General features: G+C 64.7%; 13 protein-coding genes. 1 reads left to right on the top strand and 12 read right to left on the bottom strand.

The features are described from left to right. Positions 1–34: 34 nt before the first annotated feature. Together C7W88_RS19895 and C7W88_RS19900 are read right to left on the bottom strand one after the other, a co-directional pair. Positions 35–2,344 (bottom strand): glycoside hydrolase N-terminal domain-containing protein, encoded by a 2,310-nt coding sequence (locus tag C7W88_RS19895; RefSeq protein ID WP_118075254.1) that lies wholly within the window; start codon positions 2,342–2,344, stop codon positions 35–37. Between the two features lie 128 nt (positions 2,345–2,472). Beyond that, positions 2,473–3,216 carry a FadR/GntR family transcriptional regulator gene (locus C7W88_RS19900; protein WP_118075255.1) on the bottom strand — a complete coding sequence of 248 codons (744 nt, stop codon included), beginning with the start codon at positions 3,214–3,216 and terminating at the stop codon, positions 2,473–2,475. Positions 3,217–3,456: 240 nt separating this feature from the next. On the opposite strand from C7W88_RS19900, the gene C7W88_RS19905 reads away from it, so the two are divergent. Then, positions 3,457–4,749 carry a cystathionine gamma-synthase family protein gene (locus tag C7W88_RS19905; protein WP_118075256.1) on the top strand — a complete coding sequence of 431 codons (1,293 nt, stop codon included), beginning with the start codon at positions 3,457–3,459 and terminating at the stop codon, positions 4,747–4,749. Positions 4,750–4,752: 3 nt separating this feature from the next. Here the strand turns inward: C7W88_RS19905 and C7W88_RS19910 are convergent, their stop codons facing one another. The 10 genes from C7W88_RS19910 to C7W88_RS19955 all read right to left on the bottom strand — a co-directional run bounded on the left by C7W88_RS19910 (position 4,753) and on the right by C7W88_RS19955 (position 16,082). Beyond that, on the bottom strand, positions 4,753–6,201 hold the full coding sequence (locus C7W88_RS19910; RefSeq protein ID WP_118075257.1) for a family 43 glycosylhydrolase: 1,449 nt from the start codon (positions 6,199–6,201) through the stop codon (positions 4,753–4,755). A gap of 11 nt (positions 6,202–6,212) precedes the next feature. Further along, on the bottom strand, positions 6,213–6,902 hold the full coding sequence (locus C7W88_RS19915; protein ID WP_118075258.1) for an acetylxylan esterase: 690 nt from the start codon (positions 6,900–6,902) through the stop codon (positions 6,213–6,215). A gap of 137 nt (positions 6,903–7,039) precedes the next feature. Beyond that, complete coding sequence (gene xylA / locus C7W88_RS19920) at positions 7,040–8,347, bottom strand: xylose isomerase (RefSeq protein WP_118075259.1); 1,308 nt, start codon at positions 8,345–8,347, stop codon at positions 7,040–7,042. 6 nt (positions 8,348–8,353) lie between these two features. Next, complete coding sequence (gene xylB / locus C7W88_RS19925; protein ID WP_118075260.1) at positions 8,354–9,802, bottom strand: xylulokinase; 1,449 nt, start codon at positions 9,800–9,802, stop codon at positions 8,354–8,356. A 4-nt stretch (positions 9,803–9,806) separates the two neighbouring features. Then, positions 9,807–10,919, bottom strand: a complete 1,113-nt coding sequence (locus tag C7W88_RS19930) for a glycoside hydrolase family 43 protein (protein WP_118075932.1) — start codon at positions 10,917–10,919, stop codon at positions 9,807–9,809. A gap of 144 nt (positions 10,920–11,063) precedes the next feature. Beyond that, the gene (locus C7W88_RS19935) at positions 11,064–11,693 is read right to left on the bottom strand and encodes a 2-dehydro-3-deoxy-6-phosphogalactonate aldolase (RefSeq protein ID WP_118075261.1); all 630 of its coding nucleotides are present in this window, start codon (positions 11,691–11,693) and stop codon (positions 11,064–11,066) included. Next, positions 11,690–12,598: a 2-dehydro-3-deoxygalactonokinase gene (locus tag C7W88_RS19940; protein ID WP_240344973.1), complete on the bottom strand. Its 909-nt coding sequence runs from the start codon at positions 12,596–12,598 to the stop codon at positions 11,690–11,692. The genes C7W88_RS19935 and C7W88_RS19940 overlap by 4 nt, the downstream gene beginning before the upstream one ends. 2 nt (positions 12,599–12,600) lie before the next feature. After that, positions 12,601–13,527 carry a Gfo/Idh/MocA family protein gene (locus C7W88_RS19945; RefSeq protein ID WP_118075262.1) on the bottom strand — a complete coding sequence of 309 codons (927 nt, stop codon included), beginning with the start codon at positions 13,525–13,527 and terminating at the stop codon, positions 12,601–12,603. Positions 13,528–13,531: 4 nt separating this feature from the next. Beyond that, on the bottom strand, positions 13,532–14,533 hold the full coding sequence (gene araD1, locus C7W88_RS19950) for an AraD1 family protein (protein WP_118075263.1): 1,002 nt from the start codon (positions 14,531–14,533) through the stop codon (positions 13,532–13,534). A 22-nt stretch (positions 14,534–14,555) separates the two neighbouring features. Next, positions 14,556–16,082 carry an aldehyde dehydrogenase (NADP(+)) gene (locus C7W88_RS19955; protein ID WP_118075264.1) on the bottom strand — a complete coding sequence of 509 codons (1,527 nt, stop codon included), beginning with the start codon at positions 16,080–16,082 and terminating at the stop codon, positions 14,556–14,558. Position 16,083: the final 1 nt, after the last annotated feature.

Consider the following 16,083-nt stretch of genomic DNA (forward strand, 5'->3'; position numbering starts at 1 on the left):
AGTGCCAGCGCAACGCCTATGGGGGCAAGTGGTTTCAGCTTGTCGCCAGACTTGAACCCTTGAGCGTAACCATCCGGCCCTTCGCGAGCTGCAGGGTTCGGCGCTGATTGCCCAGGCGCACGGTCATCGGCCCGCTTTCCATTGGTTTGAGCAACGCGTGGGTGAGGCAGCCTTGTGTCCAGGCAAGATCAACCACCACACCGCCCCGCGCCACCAGCCCGCGGGCACTACCGGTGACCCAGGCCTTGGGCAGGGCCGGCAACAGATGAAGCGTCCCCTTACGGCTTTGCAACAGCATCTCGACAATGGCAGTGCTGCCGCCGAAATTGCCGTCGATCTGGAACGGCGGGTGGGCATCGAACATGTTGGGATAAGTGCGGGCGGGCGAGAGCAGGCTGCGCAGGATCTTGTGCGCCCGTTCGCCATCGCGCAGCCGCGCCCAGAGCGCGATCCGCCAGGCAGTGGCCCACCCGGTAGACTCGTCGCCACGGCGGTTGAGCGAGATTTGCACGGCTCGTGCGAGGTCGGGTGTCTCGTCAGGGTCTATCTGCTGTCCCGGGTAAAGCGCGTAGAGGTGCGAGACGTGGCGGTGGTCCGGTTCGGGCGCGCCTTCGTCCCAGTCTTCTAGCCATTCCTGCAACTGCCCCGCCTTGCCGATGCGATCAGGCGCGAGCGCGGCGCGGATCTGGCGAAGTTGTGCGGCGAAGTCGGCATCCTTGCCGAGCACGGCGGCGGCATCGGCAGTGCGATCGAACAAGTCGCGCACGATCTGCCGGTCCATGGCGGGGCCAGCGCAGATAGAAGCGCCGAAAGGGTGGCGGTTTTCGGGCGAAATCGAGGGCGAGGTGATCAGACCCTGCGGCGAGGTTTGCAGGGTATCGAGAAAGAATTCTGCCGCGCCCCGCATGAGGGGGTAGATCGCGGCAAGCCATGCCCGGTCTCGGCCATGGTCCCAGCGATCCCACAATGCATTGCACAACCATGCGCCGCCCAAGGGCCACATGCCCCAGGCCGCGCCATCGATCGGGCTGGAGGCGCGCCACAGATCGGTGTTGTGGTGTGCGACCCAGCCTCTCGCCCCATAGATCGCGCGGGCCGTCTTTGCGCCGCTCACGGCAAGCTCGCGCACCATGCGCAGCAGCGGCTCCGTGCATTCGCCGAGATTGCCCGGATCGGCCAGCCAGTAGTTCATCTGGGTGTTGATGTTGATCGTGTACTTCGATCCCCACGGCGGCTTGGTGCTATCGTTCCAGATGCCCTGCAGGTTGGCAGGCTGCGTGCCGGGGCGCGAGGAGCAGATCAGCAGGTAGCGGGCATAGGCGAAATAGAGCGCGGCCAAGGCCGGTTCGTCGGTGGTGACACTGGCCTTGATGCGCTCGTCGGTGGGCAAGGGACTGGCGGGGCCGAGGTGCAGCGAAGCGCGGCGATAGAGGCGGCGGTGCTCGGCGACGTGCGCGTTGCGCAATGCAGACCACGGCCGGCCGCTGGCAACGGCGATCCGGCGGACGACAGTGGCAGCAGGATCGCCGGAATGGCTGGTGGCGAGTGCGACAAGGATTGTTGCGTGCGAGGCGTGGCTGATGACCAACGTGGCGCCTTCCGCACGGACAGTTCCGCCTTGAGCGCTGGCGGTGATCCGCGCGGCGAGGCTCAAGCCGGCCGGGACGCTTTGATCGGCTCGGTTGCGGCCCTTTGCGTGGATCGCATTGTCTGCAGCGCTGACGGTGGCATCTTGTGGAGTTTCAAAGCGGACGATGAAGTTGAGCGTGGCGCCTTTGCTCGCTGAAAGGCGGATGGCGATGACCTGATCGACGGGGCTGACCAGAACCTCGCGCATGATGTTGCCGGCGGGTGTGGCAAAGCGGGTTGTGGCGATGGCTGTGTCGAGATCGAGTTCACGGTGATAGGCCGTTGGCGTGCCGGCAACGTCCATGTCGATGAACAGATCGCCGAAGGTCTGATACGACATCTGGCCTGCGGGCCGCGCGATCAGGCATTCGTTGGCAAGCGCTTCGGCTTCGGCAAAGCGGCGCTGTGCGATCAGCTTGCGGATGTCCTCGACCGCCTGAGGACCAGCCTTGGGGTTCAGCGGTTCATAAGGGCCGCCGCTCCACAGTGTGTCCTCGTTCAGTTGTATCCGTTCCGACGCGATGCCGCCGAAGACCATTGCACCGAGCCGACCATTGCCGACCGGTAGGGCTTCCGTCCAGGTCGAGGCGGGCTGGCGATACCACAGCACATCCTGACGGGGAGCAGGTGGCGCGGCATTGACAGAAAGTCCGACAAATCCTTGTCCGGCAGCAGCAGCCCCTGCCGCGATCGCTTGCCTGCGTGTGATTGGCATCCTGCTTCCCGTAGTCCAATGGCCATTGCGGATGGGCGTAAGAGTGCCAAATCCGGCAACGCAGAAGTTGCCGGATAATAAGTATGATTAATTGTCCAACTGTCCAGCAAAAAGCTGGAGCTCGTGCTTCAGCTGCGCGCCGGCGGATCGATGTCGGCGAGCGCGAGTTCGATCAGGTTCTGCATAGCCGCGCGGGCGGCGGGGCCGTTACCATCGGCGACGGCATCGAACAGCACGCGGTGATCGGGCAAGGGATCGCGCGGCAGCTTGCGCTTGCGCTGCTTGTAGATCGTGGTCCAGCGCACCGCCGCCGAGATCGTGCTGGCGAGCGAGATCAGTGCCATGTTGCCAGTGGCCTTGAGCAGCGTGGTGTGGAACGACTGGTCCGCCGCCTGACCCAAGGGCGAGGCGAGCGTATGGCGTGCCATTTCTTCGAGCGCGTGGCCCATCTGCGCCAGTTGCGCGCCGGTGCGGCGGGTAGCGGCGATTTCCGCAGCGGCCGGTTCGATGATCAGGCGCAGTTCAAACAGATCGTCAATCGCGGCCTGGCTGGGTTCGCCCTCGAACGTCCAGGCGAGCACGTCGGGATCGAGGATGTGCCAGCGCGAGGGATCGGTTATCTTGGTGCCCGCCTTGGGGCGACTTTCGACTAAGCCCTTGGCAGCGAGGATCCGGATCGCCTCGCGATAGGCAGTGCGCGAGATATGGTTCTGTTCGGCGAAATCGACTTCGCTCGTCAACACGTGACCGGGCGGGTACTTTCCCGTGACGATCGCAATGCCAAGGTCACGCGCGATGCTGCCGTGCAGCCGCAACGATTTGTCAGACCTGTCGATCGCGTCCCCACCCTGTTCCTTGCTTCGCGACACCATAAGATCCTTTCGCCCCTGCACTCCTATTTGGGCGGAAATTCGACAAAGTCCAGCGGTTCGATGGTATGCTCATCAACCTGGCGTGAAACCGTTGTGGCAAGTCTGCGACTTCTGAACACAGACTTTTGTAAGCTAGTTGCGCGGTTCTTGAAGTGGAAGTTTCATTTGCAACTTCCTGCGGGTGCGCGTGTTGTAATCCAAGGCAAGTCTGGCAGGCGCCGCTCAAGGGGAGGTTTGAAGATGAATGCACCACGCGAGAGCAAGACGACCATTGGGACCCGCAAACTGCATCCCGATACGCTGATGCTGAACTACGGCTATGATCCCTTCCTGTCGGAAGGCGCGGTAAAGCCCCCGGTATTCCTGACATCGACGTTCGTGTTCCCGACGGCTGAGGAAGGGCGCGACTTCTTCGACTACGTCGCCGGGCGCAAGGAGCCGCCGCCGGGAAAAGGGCGCGGGCTGGTCTATTCGCGCTTCAATCACCCCAACAGCGAGATCGTTGAAGACCGGCTGGCGGTTTACGAAGGTGCCGAGGCGGGCGTGGTGTTTTCTTCAGGGATGGCGGCGATCACCACCGCCATGCTGGCCTTCGTCAAGCCGGGCGAGGTAATTCTTCACTCACAGCCACTTTACGGCGGCACCGAAACGCTCCTGGCCAAGACCTTCGCACGGCTCGGCATTGCCGCCGAAGGCTTTTCGGATGGTCTTGACGAAAACGCGGTGATGGAGGCGGCGCGCCGGGCGATGGCGCGTGGGCGCGTAGCGCTGGTGCTGATCGAAAGCCCCGCCAATCCCACCAACGCGCTGGTCGACATCCAGATGATGCGCCGCGTCTGCGAAGCGGTAGGCGCAGAGCAGGGCGATCAGCGCCCGTTGCTGATGTGCGACAATACCCTTCTTGGCCCGGTCTATCAGCATCCGTTGCGGCACGGGGCGGACATTTCGCTCTATTCGCTGACCAAGTACGTCGGTGGGCATTCCGACCTTGTCGCCGGCGCGGCGCTTGGCTCGGCCACCCTCATGCGCGAGGTGCGCCTGCTGCGCAGCGCCATCGGCACGCAACTGGATGCGCACAGTTGCTGGATGCTGGGCCGGTCGCTAGAAACGCTGGGCCTGAGGATGGAGCGGGCCAATGCCAATGCCCTTGCTGCCGTGCGCTACCTTGCCGATCACCCTGCGGTCGAGAGCGTGGCACATCCGCACATGGCAAGCCCGGGTTCGCGGGAACGAGAGGTGTTTGCCTGCCAATGCACCGGCGCCGGTTCGACCTTCTCGTTCGACATCAAGGGCGGGCAACCGGCCGCTTTCCGCTTCCTCAACGCGCTGCAGATCTTTAAGCTGGCGGTGAGCCTTGGCGGCACGGAATCGCTGGCCAGCCATCCTGCCACGACGACCCATTCAGGCGTTCCGGCTGAAGCGCGCGACCGCTTCGGCGTGCGTGACGGCACGGTGCGCCTGTCGATCGGGATCGAGAACGAGGGCGATATCGTTGCCGATCTCGAACAGGCGCTGGCCGCCAGCGCGGGTTAGCGCTCAGGGGAGGCGGAAAGTCCACTTGCCCGCTTCGGATGCCGGATCGAAGCGGACAAGCCGCGGCGTGCTGGCACCGACGGCGGCGAGCGCGAGCGGCTTCATCGGATCGGGCGTGTTTTTCGGGATGATCCGGTAGGTTCCGTCGGCCAGCATGTCGATCCGCCAGAGTTGTTCGGGCGCCCCGCTGAATTGAGGGACTGCAACCACATCGCCCGAGGGCGTGGCGGCGAGCGCCCGGTTTGTGCCAGCGATGACGATCTTGACATATGGCGCGCCGAACCAGCCGCCAGCCCCGGCAACGGGCTCGATCGTCCAGTGCTGGTTGGGCCGCACCTGGTAGGCACCCATGTCCACTGGAATGTTGCCCTGCGGCCAGACGGTGCGGTTCTGCTCCAGCGTCTGGTCCGGCACGGGCTTGACCGGCTCCTTTGGCGGGCCGAACCCGGTCCACGACCACGGCAGGCGCACTTCGTCTACCGCCAGTTGCAGCGCGCCACCGCGTTCGGACTGGATCTCGTAGGTGCCGGGGCGCAGGTTCTCTTGCCCGACAGGCCAGCCGCTCTTCCACGTCAGCGGCAGGATTGCGAGGACGCTGCGCGCCGAGCGGTCCATGTCGGCCTCGTAGTGGAACGAGAATTTCTCCACGCCATCGCCGAGATCGACCAAACCGAAATGGCCTGCGCCGCGGCCCCGACCGTTCGATCCCCACACCAGCTTGCCGCCGCCTTTCAGCAGGGGCACGCCGAAGTTGTCGACATAAGGGCCGAGTGGGTTCCGCGACCGGCCGACGCGGATGTTGTAGGTCGAGTTGGGCCCGTCGCAGCAGGTGCCATGGGTGCCAAGCAGATAGTACCAGCCATCGCGATGGAGCAGCGCGGTCGCCTCCATGTCGATCGCGATATCGACGGGCTGGTTGCCGGGAAGGCGCTCAGCCGTCCGGGGATCGAGTTCGACCATGCGGATCGCGCCGAAGTAGGTGCCATAGCTGAGCCACAGGCGCCCCTCCGCGAGCAGGAAGGCCGGGTCGATCGCATCGTTGTTTTCGAAGCCATCGCTGGATGCGACCGTGCCGACCTCGTGGAACCCGAACTCCTTGGAGGCAGGATCGAGCGACTTCGTCCACATGATCTTCACGTCGCTCTTGTGGCCGCCGTTCATGCCGCCACCGCCCACGGCCCAGGCCACGTAGTAGCGGTCGCCGAGTTTGATCACATCGGGCGCGACGCCTCCGCCGGGACGTACCGGGCCGCTGGCCCACGTCCAGCCATCGGAGGACACGAGCCCGCCCTTGCCGGTACCGAAAGTGTAGAATCGTCCCTCGGATTGCACGATCGTGGACGGATCGTGAATCCAGGGTTCGCCCTCCATCTGCGCGACGGGATTGCTCTGCGCGAGAAGCGGGGCTGCAATGCCGGCGAGGACTGCGGCGGCGAGGAGTTTGGTGTTCATCGCGGCCTCCTTCAGCGCAGCGTGATCTTGAGGTCGCGGATCGGCTGGCCCTTGCCATCGACAAAGCGGACCGCGAAATCGGACAAGCCCGGGCCGTTGATCACCGCGCCCTGCAACACGTTCCGCCCCTTTTTCAGGCCGAGCGCGGGCGAGACGACATCGTCCATTACCATGCGACGATCACCGAACAAGGCGGCGGCTTCCTTGCCGTTCAACCACCACATCGATGCGGAGTTGGAGCCGACGGCGAGGTGGGCGTCGGGCATGTCGCGTGGCGCCTCGATCACCGTCGTGGCCCAGAAGATCACGCCGTAAGTCGGCTTTCCATAGGCAGCGGCGAAGTAGAACAGCTTGGCGTCCCATTGCGCGGCGTCGAGTGCGTGCCAGGTGAGGGACGAGCCCTTGTGCGACACGGTCTGTCCATCGCTTGGCAATTTGCCGCCGAGGCCCGCAGTGCGGTCTTCGGAGAAGGCCTTGCGCACGTAGGCGCTGGTAAAGAGCTGGTTCGTGCGATTGGGCTTTGCGATCGGTTCAAGCAGCATCCAGCGGCGGACGAAACCATCCTCGTCAACCGAGGTGCTGCCGGTTGTCGCTGGGGCAAAGTATGGGACGAGCGAAGGGGTGGCCTGTGAAACTGCGGGAGTGGCCGACGCGCAAAGCAATACGCTCGCCGCCGCAAGGAGAGTGGAGGTTCGAATCATGTCATCCTCTCAAACTTTCTAATTGTATGAGTTAAATAGGATGAGGTTTCAACGATAATTATCAATTATAGCACTATAAAATAAGCCCGCGGCAACTCTGTCTGCCGCGGGCCTTTATCTTACTCAGACTATTTGGATCAGAACCGATTGAGCATGTTCTCCAGCCATTCCTGACGGCCCGAAACCGGAGCAGGCTTCAGATCCTGCGCCACGGCGAGGTCCGCGATTTCGGCCAGGCTCGACTTGCGGATGGTCTGGCCCAGTTCGCCGTTCCAGCCAGCATAGCGTTCGGCGCGGAAGGCATCGATGCGACCGTCGGCAATGATTGCCTCGGCGCGGAGCAGGGCCTTTGCGATAACGTCCACGCCGCCGATGTGGCCATGGAAAAGATCAACTGCATCAACTGATTGGCGGCGGACCTTGGCATCGAAGTTGAAGCCGCCGTCGGTGAAACCACCAGCGCGTTCGATTTCGATGCAGGCCAGGGTCAGTTCCTCTACCGAGTTGGGGAACTGGTCGGTATCCCAGCCATTCTGCGGGTCGCCGCGGTTGGCATCGATCGAGCCGAACACGCCGAGCGCGCCGGCCATCGCGATCTCATGCTCGAAGGTATGGCCCGAAAGCGTGGCGTGGTTGGCCTCGATGTTGACCTTGACTTCGTTCTCGAGGCCGAAGCGCTTGAGGAAGCCGTACACGGTCTGAGTGTCGAAGTCGTACTGGTGCTTGGTCGGCTCATGCGGCTTGGGTTCGATCAGGATCGTTCCCGCAAAGCCGATCTTGTGCTTGTGTTCGACCACGAGGCTGAGGAAGCGACCGAAGTTTTCCTGCTCAGTCTTGAGATCGGTGTTGAGGATCGTGTCGTAACCTTCACGCCCGCCCCACAAAACATAGTTCGAGCCGCCGAGGCGATGGGTCGCTTCAAGAGCATCCCGCACCTGGCTGGCACCCCACGCATAGACTTCCGGGCGAGGGCTGGTGGCGGCGCCGGCAAGGTAGCGTGGGTGGCCGAACAGGTTGGCCGTCCCCCACAGCAGCTTGCGGCCGTGCTTGGCCTGCAGCTCTTCGAGGTGATCGACGGCGCGAGCGAAGCTGGCGCGGAATTCGCCGATGCTCTCGGCCGGCGCCATCACGTCGACATCGTGGAAGCAGTAGAACGGCAGGTCGAGCTTCTCGACAAAGGCGAGAGCGGCTTCACGCTTGGCGCGGGCGGCGCCTTCGTCCTGCGGGCCGTTGAGCCAGGGGCGATCGAAGGTGCCGGCGCCGAACACGTCGCTGCCGGGCCAGCAGAAGGTGTGCCACATGCACACGGCAAAGCGCAGGTAGTCTTCCATGCGCTTGCCGAAGACCACACGGTCCTTGTCGTAGAAGCGGTAGGCAAGGTCGCTGGTGCTTTCCGGACCTTCGTAGCGGACGGTCGCGAATTCGTCGAAATAGGCTGCGGACATATGAAGTTACTCCTTGATCGGGGCGAGCGCGGCGTATGCGGCGCGGAAACGGGCGCGCTTGGGCGCTAATGACGCGGTGAGGCCGGAATCGGGTTCGATCACGGTGCGGACTGGCGGGCGGGTGCAAACCTCAGCGGCAGATGCGCCGGTGACAGCGATCTGCGCGAGGCGCGCACCGCCCAGCGCCGGGCCAACCTCGCCGCCGTGCAAATAGACGAGCCGCACGCCGAGCACGCTCGACAGGATGCGGCCCCAATGCGCAGAGCGTGACCCGCCACCGATCACGCATAGTTCGTCGATCTGCGTGCCGGCATTGCGCAGGGCATCGATCCCGTCGGCATGGGCAAAGGCCACGCCTTCCAGCACTGCTGCGGCCATGCGTCCGGTGGTGCTCTCGTTACCAAGGCCGAGGAATGCGGCGCGAATGTGCGGATCGTTGTGCGGGGTCCGTTCACCGGAAAGGTAGGGCAGGAACAGCTCGGGGCCGCAAGCCGCGCCGGCCTGTTCGGCAAGGGCGAAGAATTCCGCCGGACCCGGCACGTTGCAGGCCTTGGCTGCCCAGTCGATGCACGAAGCGGCGGACAGGTGCACGCTCATCTGGTGCCACACTCCCGGCAGGGCATGGCAGAAGGCGTGGACGGCCTCGGCCGGGTTCGGCCGGAATTTAGCATTGGCCACGAAGATCACGCCCGATGTGCCGAGCGAAAGCATGCCTTGCCCGTCTGACAGTACGCCAACACCGAGCGCGCCTGCGGCATTGTCGCCAGCGCCAGCGACCACCGGCACGCGCTCCATGCCCCACGCCCTGGCGACGTCCTCACGCAGGACGCCGGTGACATCCGGGCCTTCATGCAGGCGTGGCATGTGGCTTTCATCAAGCTCAGTGGCCGCCAGCATCTCAGGCGACCATGACCGCCGGGCGACATCGAGCCACAGCGTCCCGGCGCTGTCGGACATGTCGCTCGCCTTTTCGCCGGTAAGTGCGAGGCGGACATAGTCCTTGGGCAGCAGGACGGTGCGCGTGGCAGCAAAGACGTCGGGTTCGTGACGGCGAACCCAGGCGAGCTTTGGCGCGGTGAAACCGGGCATGGCGATGTTGCCGGTGATTTCGCGCGCCCGGGGCTCTGCGGCTTCGATTTCGGCACATTCGGCAAAGCTGCGGCCATCGTTCCACAGGATCGCCGGACGCAGCGGCTTGTCGTCCGATCCCAGCAGGGTGGCGCCGTGCATCTGGCCAGCAAGGCCGATGCCGCGGACACCTTTGCGCAGTCCGGCATCGAGGCCGAGTACCGCCTTGTGTGCAGCCTCCACCCAATCCGCCGGGGCCTGTTCAGACCACAGCGGATGAGGGCGGGATACGGTGAGATCGGAACTGCTTTGCGCCAGCACCTCGCCGCTTTCGGCAGTGACAACCGCCTTTACGCAACTGGTGCCGACATCGATGCCGAGGAACATCAGTTTACTTCGCTTTCATCGGGTCGATCGTCTGGATCGTGCCGTCGGGGTTGAAGGTCAGCTCCGTCACCTTGACGTTGCGGAGGTGGTTCTTGTTGGAAAGCTGCGTGTCGGCATAGAACAGCCACCACTTGCCATCATGCTGGATGATCGAGTGGTGCGTGGTCCAGCCCTGCACCGGCTTGAGAATGTGGCCGGCGTACTTGAACGGACCATAGGGACTGGTGCCGATGGCATAGTTCAGGAAGTGCGTGTCGCCGGTGGAATAGGTGTAGTAATACTTGCCGTCCTTCTTGAAGACCCATGAGGCTTCGAAGAAGCGGCGTTCATGGTCGCCACCCAGCACCGGCTTGCCGTCCTCGCCAAGGATCACCGCATCGCGCGGAGCCTCGGCAAAGGTCTTCATGTCGGCATTCATCCTGACGACCTTGCCCGACAGCGCGGGCTTGTCATCCTGCATCAGATCGGTGTCCGAGCCGTTGGGATCGTACTTGCCCGTAGCCCAGCGCTGAAGCTGGCCGCCCCAGATACCGCCGAAATACATGTAGGCGGTGCCGTCGTCGTCGGTGAACACGGCGGGGTCCATCGAGAACGAGCCGGGGATGGCTTCCTTTTCGGCCACGAACGGGCCCATCGGGTTCTTCGAGGTGGCGACGCCGATGCGGAATGCGCCGAGGCCGTTCTTGTCCTTCGATTTGTCGCGCGCCGGGAAGTAGAGGTAATAGGTGCCGTCCTTGTAGGCGGCATCAGGTGCCCACATCTGCTGCGAGGCCCAGGGCACGTCCTTCACATCGAGCGCGACCGGGCCGACCGTTACCTTGCCGCCAACCTTGTCCATGCTAAGCACGTGGTAGTCTCGCATCGCGTACTGGTTGCCCAAGTCATCGTCAGCTGTCGGCGTTTCGATGTCGTGCGAGGGGTAGACATAGATCTTGCCGTCGAACACGTGGGCCGACGGATCTGCGGTGAAGATTTCGCTGACCAGCGGCTGGTCGCGGAAGGCGCTGGCGTCTGCGCCGCCATTGGCAGGCTTTGCATCGGTTGCCGTGTTCGAGCAGGCCGCCAGCGCGAACGCGCTCGTCAGGCATAGAGCGACGGTGGTGATCTTCGCCTTCATCATTTCATCCCCTTGCAGACCGGTGGTCCGGCCTTTCACGTGATTGCTCAGGCAATGATAGCGCTACCTAAACGAGACGGCAATCTGAAATATGGATTCTAATTACCCGAAGTCAGTAAACTTGGCAAGCGCAGGAGGTGCGTGTCAGTTCGCAGCGTTCCAGGCGGAAACCAACGCCTCTGCGCGGGCGCCTACAGTCGTTGCATCATCACCGGGTTTATAAAGGCTCCCGCCGACACCGATGCCGAACACGCCCGCCGCGCGATATTCCGCCACGTTGGCCGGGCCGACGCCGCCCACGGCCCAAACGCGGGTAGCCGACGGCAGGACTTCGCGAATGGCCTTGATATAGCTGCTGCCAAGGACCGATCCCGGAAACAGCTTTAGGTCCCGCGCGCCCGCACCAATTGCGGCAAAGGCTTCGGTGGGGGTCAGGAACCCGGGCAGGACGTCCATGCCGAGTTCGCGCGAACGGGCGATGACCGCGGGATCGGTGTTGGGTGAGACCATGAACGTTCCGCCGGCACCCGCAAGCTGCTCGGCAAGAGCGATGCTGGTGACCGTGCCGCCGCCGAAAGCGGCACGGCTACCAAGTGCCTCGACCATGGAACTGATCGAACCGCATGGATCGGGCGAGTTGAAGGGCACCTCGATCAACCGGATGCCTGCCTCCAGCAGAGCGGTGGCGACACTGACGGCTTCCTGCGTGCGGATGCCGCGCAGTATGGCAACGATAGGCGGGGCGCCTTGGGCAAGGACTTCATCGACCGTCATGGGCGCAGGCTTTCGGCAAGAGTTATGGCGTGGGAAAGTCCGGCCACGACGGCACTCTCCCCATCGACCTGTTGCGATGACCCGCCGTGGTGTGCAATCGCACTCGCATAAAGCGCGGCAAGCGCGGGATCGCCGATCAGCGTCACGTTCTGAGTGCCCATGCCAAACTGCGCAACTTCCGCGCCGATCAGTACGCCGGAGAGATAGCCCTTGGCCCAATCGCGTGAGCGGCCATCGAGCAGGCGCGCCGCGCGGGCCTCAAACAAGGTCCCGGGCAACGGCTCTGCCGAACGGGCAAGCCCGCGCCCGAAACCGTCGTCGAAGCTTCCCTCGCCGGGGGTGTCCGGGCCAGTCAGGGAGGTGTGGCCGGTGATCGCGGCAAAGACCTCGCCGGTGGGAGCCGTGCGGAAGTCGGTGATCGCGCCGTCGCAGGTGCTGACCCATTTGCCGTGGGTTCCGGGAAGGGCGAAAAGGCGCTCTCCTTCGCGCAGGGCCGGATTCAGCACCATCGCGCCGAAGACCTGCGTCTCCTCGCCGCGCATCACCTCGGGTACGCCAATGGCGGTCCGGTAGGAAAGACCCGGCAGGATCTCGACATCGTGGCCAAGCACGCGCAGGCGGGTGCGGGCACGGTGCCAGCCCTCTGCATCCACCGGGCATGGGGCATAAGGGGCCACGGCAAGCCCGGCGGGAGATCCGACCATGCCGCAAAGCGTTATTGCTTCGATCCGACCGGTTGCCAGCCACACTGACAGGAGCCGGGCCAGAACCCGCTCTGCCGGTTCGACCAGCTGCGTGACACCGGGTCCGTCGAGGCGTGCCGTGGTCTCGCCATTTTCAACGAGAAACAGGCGCAGGCGGGTGCTGCCCCAGTCGCCGATCACGCGCCGTGCGCGGGCCGCCACGATCAATCCTCGAACGGTTCGACGCTGACCCGCGTCGCGCGCAGGAAGGCATCAGCAACAAGGCGCAGCGGATCCACATCGACATCGCTGCGGCCGGTGCGGATCAGCGTGGCGAAGCGGGCATAGAGGCCGGGATATTCGTTGTCCTCGTCATGGCTGGTGCCCGAAGGCAGCGTCAGCACCGCGCCGCCGCTCGATAGCTTGAGCATACCGGCATCGGTCTCCACGACAATGTTCCAGCTTTGCGGACCGGTTTGCCGCCAATCGAGGTCCATGTGGACTGGCGCGCCGGCGCTGTCGCGGAAGTTCAGGTCGGCAGCGATGGGGGCTGCGCGGTTGGCGGGGATTTCGAGCCTTCCGGACTGCAGGAAAATCGGCCGGGGCAGGATACGGGTTGCGATCGACAGGGCGTTGATGCCGGGATCGAACACGCCGAGGCCACCCGGCTCCCAGATCCACGCTTGCCCCGGATGCCACACCCGAACGTCCTCGCGCCACGTGATCTCGACCTTGTCGATGCGCCGTTCGGCGAGCCATGCCCGGGCGGGGGCGACACCGGCGGCAAAGCGCGAATGCCAGGCGGCGAACAGCGTGGCGCCGACCTTGTCTGCCTGCGCTTCCAGCGCGGCGACTTCCGCCAGCGTCGCACCGGGCGGCTTTTCGAGAAAAACGTGGATGCCGCGAGCTAGAGCGGTGCTGGCCAGATCGTAGCGCACCTGCGGGGGCGTACACAGCGCGACGGCGTCGACAGCAGGACCGCTTGCCAACAGTTCATCCAGGCTGGCGAAATGGGGCACGCCATCGACCCCGCGGTCGTGCGGGCTGACGGTTGCGGCAAGCCCGAATGCGCCATTGCCGGCGATGGCGGGCAGGTGCTGGTCGCGGGCGATCTTGCCCATGCCGACAATGGCGATCCTGATCGGGTCCATGCGGTTAGAGTACCTGCACCTTGAGCGGAGCGGAAGCAACGCCTGCCGCCTGCGTCAGCGGATTGCGGCACGGCAGCGTGAAGGGCGCTGCCTCGATCTCGAACACGTCGCCCACTTGCGTGCGTACTGCATCGCTGAACGAGAGTGTGGCGGTGCCAAAGAAATGGACATGCACATCGCCGGGGCGCCGGAACAACTCGTACTTGAAGTGGTGGTGCTCCAGGTTGGCGAGGCTGTGGCTCATGTTGTCCTCGCCGGTAAGGAACGGCTTTTCCCACAGAACCGCGCCATTACGCAGGATGCGGCTGGTGCCGCGAATGTCGGTAGGAGCCTCTCCGATCAGCAGTTCTGGGCCAAGGGCGGCGCGCCGCAGCTTGGAATGCGCCAGCCACAGATAGTTGTGGCGCTCGGTCACGTGATCCGAGAACTCGTTGGCGAGGGCGAACCCGAGGCGGAACGGCGTGCCATCCGGGCCGATCAGGTAGACACCGGCCAGCTCCGGTTCCTCGCCACCGTCCTGCGCGAAGCTGGGCATTTCCAGCGCTTCGCCCGGGCCGACGAGCTGGCTGCCATCACCCTTGTAGAACCATTCGGGCTGCTGGCCGACGCTGCCGTCACCTGGCTTGCCGCCTTCCAGACCTTCGAGAAACATGCGCATGGAATCGGTCTGGTGTGTAGCCGCTGCAGCCTCGCGATGCATCTTGTCGCGCCCTTCGGCCGAGCCGAGGTGCGTAAGGCCGGTGCCGGTCAACGCGAGATGGGCCGGGTCCTCGTGGTCGATCGGGGCGAGAAAATTGCCGGCAGCGAATTCCTCTGCAACATCCACTTGCGCGCCGGCCGGACAGGCCTTCGCCTCCTGCGCAAGCGTGGTGCCCGCAGCGATCGCGCGGCGAGCGAGGTCGGTCGTGCGCTCGACACCTGCAAGGACGTGCGCGGTATCGCCATCGGCAAGGATTACGCTGCGCGTGCCGTCGCTGGCGCGGTGCTGGAGGAGGCGAAGTGACATTGCGTGGTCTCCTGTCAGTCGCTCAGAGCGTCAGGGTGCCGTCGATCAGGCGCGGGGCGCCATCTCCACGCGCATCATCGCGCAGTTCGGGCGGCAGCAAGCCGACAGCCAGGTTCTGGTAGCTGACCGGGCGCAGGAACCGGTCGATGGCAAGGCTGCCGACTGAGGTTGTGCGCGGATCGGACGTTGCCGGGAAGGGGCCGCCATGGACCATGGCATGACATACCTCGACGCCGGTGGGCCAGCCATTGGCGAGGATGCGCCCGGCCTTCAGTTCGAGCACGGGCAGCAACCGCGCGGCGAGCGCTTCGTCGGCGGCGTCCATGTGCAGGGTGGCCGTAAGTTGGCCCTCAAGCCCTGCCAGGACCGTGGCGAGTTCCGCCTCGTCCTTGCACACAACCACCACCGACGAGGCGCCGAATACTTCATGGCCGAGCGCCTTGTCGGCAAGGAATGCCTGCGCGGTGGTGCGGAACAGCGCGGCGTGGCCCTGCATCGCATCGCCGGCAACGCCCTCGGCCAGCTTTTCAACGCCGGGCGCAGCTTCGAGCGCAGCAACGCCGGACCGATAGGCTTTGCAGATACCGACGGTGAGCATGGTCTGCGCGCCCGCGCCGCTGACGGCTTCGGTGGCAGCGGCGATAAAGTCTTCGAGGCCTCCGCCTGCGATGGCGAGCACGAGGCCGGGATTGGTGCAGAACTGCCCCGCACCCATTGTCAGCGAGCCGACGAATGCCGTGCCGAGCTCCGAGCCACGTGCCTTCAGCGCTTCAGGCAGAAGCAGGACAGGGTTGATGCTCGACATTTCGGCATAGACCGGGATCGGCACGTCACGACCCTGGGCGAGGCGGACGAGCGCAAGGCCCCCGCTGCGCGATCCGGTAAAGCCGACCGCGGCAATGCGCGGGTCCTGCACCAGTGCCGCGCCAAGTTCGTTCGACGGACCCACGAGATGGCCGAACACGCCGGCCGGCAGGCCACAGGCAGCAACTGCACGGGCTATCGCCCCCGCGACCAGTTCGCCAGTGCGGGGATGGGCAGGGTGGCCCTTGACCACGACTGGGCAGCCTGCGGCGAGCGCCGAGGCGGTATCACCTCCGGCGGTAGAGAAAGCGAGCGGGAAGTTCGATGCGCCGAAGACAGCAACAGGGCCGACCGGGATCATGCGCAGGCGTATGTCGGGCCGGGGCAAGGGCTGGCGATCGGGCATGGCCGGATCGATGCGCAACTGCTGCCACGCGCCCTTGCGGACGACGTCGGCAAAAAGGCGCAACTGGCCCACCGTGCGGCCGCGTTCGCCTTCGAGGCGCGCACGGGGGAGGCCGGATTCGCTCATGGCCGCTTCGATCAGATCGTCGCCAATTGCGAGAATGTCCGATGCTATCGCTTCGAGGAACGCGGCGCGCTCTTCGCGACTGGTGGCGCGGTATGTGTCAAATGCGGCGGCGGCGGCGGCGCAAGCGGCATCGACTTCGGCGGGGCCGTGGACGGCAAAGGCAGGGCCGATCGGCTCACCCGTGGCGGCGACCACGGAGCGGAATTCTGTCATC

The organism is Novosphingobium sp. THN1, assembly GCF_003454795.1.
Classification (GTDB): domain Bacteria; phylum Pseudomonadota; class Alphaproteobacteria; order Sphingomonadales; family Sphingomonadaceae; genus Novosphingobium.

Excerpts from the sequence above, each read along its gene's own strand:
- C7W88_RS19895 (WP_118075254.1), bottom strand. The coding sequence starts at position 2,344 with ATGCCAATCACACGCAGGCAAGCGATCGCGGCAGGGGCTGCTGCTGCC.
- C7W88_RS19900 (WP_118075255.1), bottom strand. The coding sequence starts at position 3,216 with ATGGTGTCGCGAAGCAAGGAACAGGGTGGGGACGCGATCGACAGGTCT.
- C7W88_RS19905 (WP_118075256.1), top strand. The coding sequence starts at position 3,457 with ATGAATGCACCACGCGAGAGCAAGACGACCATTGGGACCCGCAAACTG.
- C7W88_RS19910 (WP_118075257.1), bottom strand. The coding sequence starts at position 6,201 with ATGAACACCAAACTCCTCGCCGCCGCAGTCCTCGCCGGCATTGCAGCC.
- C7W88_RS19915 (WP_118075258.1), bottom strand. The coding sequence starts at position 6,902 with ATGATTCGAACCTCCACTCTCCTTGCGGCGGCGAGCGTATTGCTTTGC.
- xylA (WP_118075259.1), bottom strand. The coding sequence starts at position 8,347 with ATGTCCGCAGCCTATTTCGACGAATTCGCGACCGTCCGCTACGAAGGT.
- xylB (WP_118075260.1), bottom strand. The coding sequence starts at position 9,802 with ATGTTCCTCGGCATCGATGTCGGCACCAGTTGCGTAAAGGCGGTTGTC.
- C7W88_RS19930 (WP_118075932.1), bottom strand. The coding sequence starts at position 10,919 with ATGAAGGCGAAGATCACCACCGTCGCTCTATGCCTGACGAGCGCGTTC.
- C7W88_RS19935 (WP_118075261.1), bottom strand. The coding sequence starts at position 11,693 with ATGACGGTCGATGAAGTCCTTGCCCAAGGCGCCCCGCCTATCGTTGCC.
- C7W88_RS19945 (WP_118075262.1), bottom strand. The coding sequence starts at position 13,527 with ATGGACCCGATCAGGATCGCCATTGTCGGCATGGGCAAGATCGCCCGC.
- araD1 (WP_118075263.1), bottom strand. The coding sequence starts at position 14,533 with ATGTCACTTCGCCTCCTCCAGCACCGCGCCAGCGACGGCACGCGCAGC.
- C7W88_RS19955 (WP_118075264.1), bottom strand. The coding sequence starts at position 16,082 with ATGACAGAATTCCGCTCCGTGGTCGCCGCCACGGGTGAGCCGATCGGC.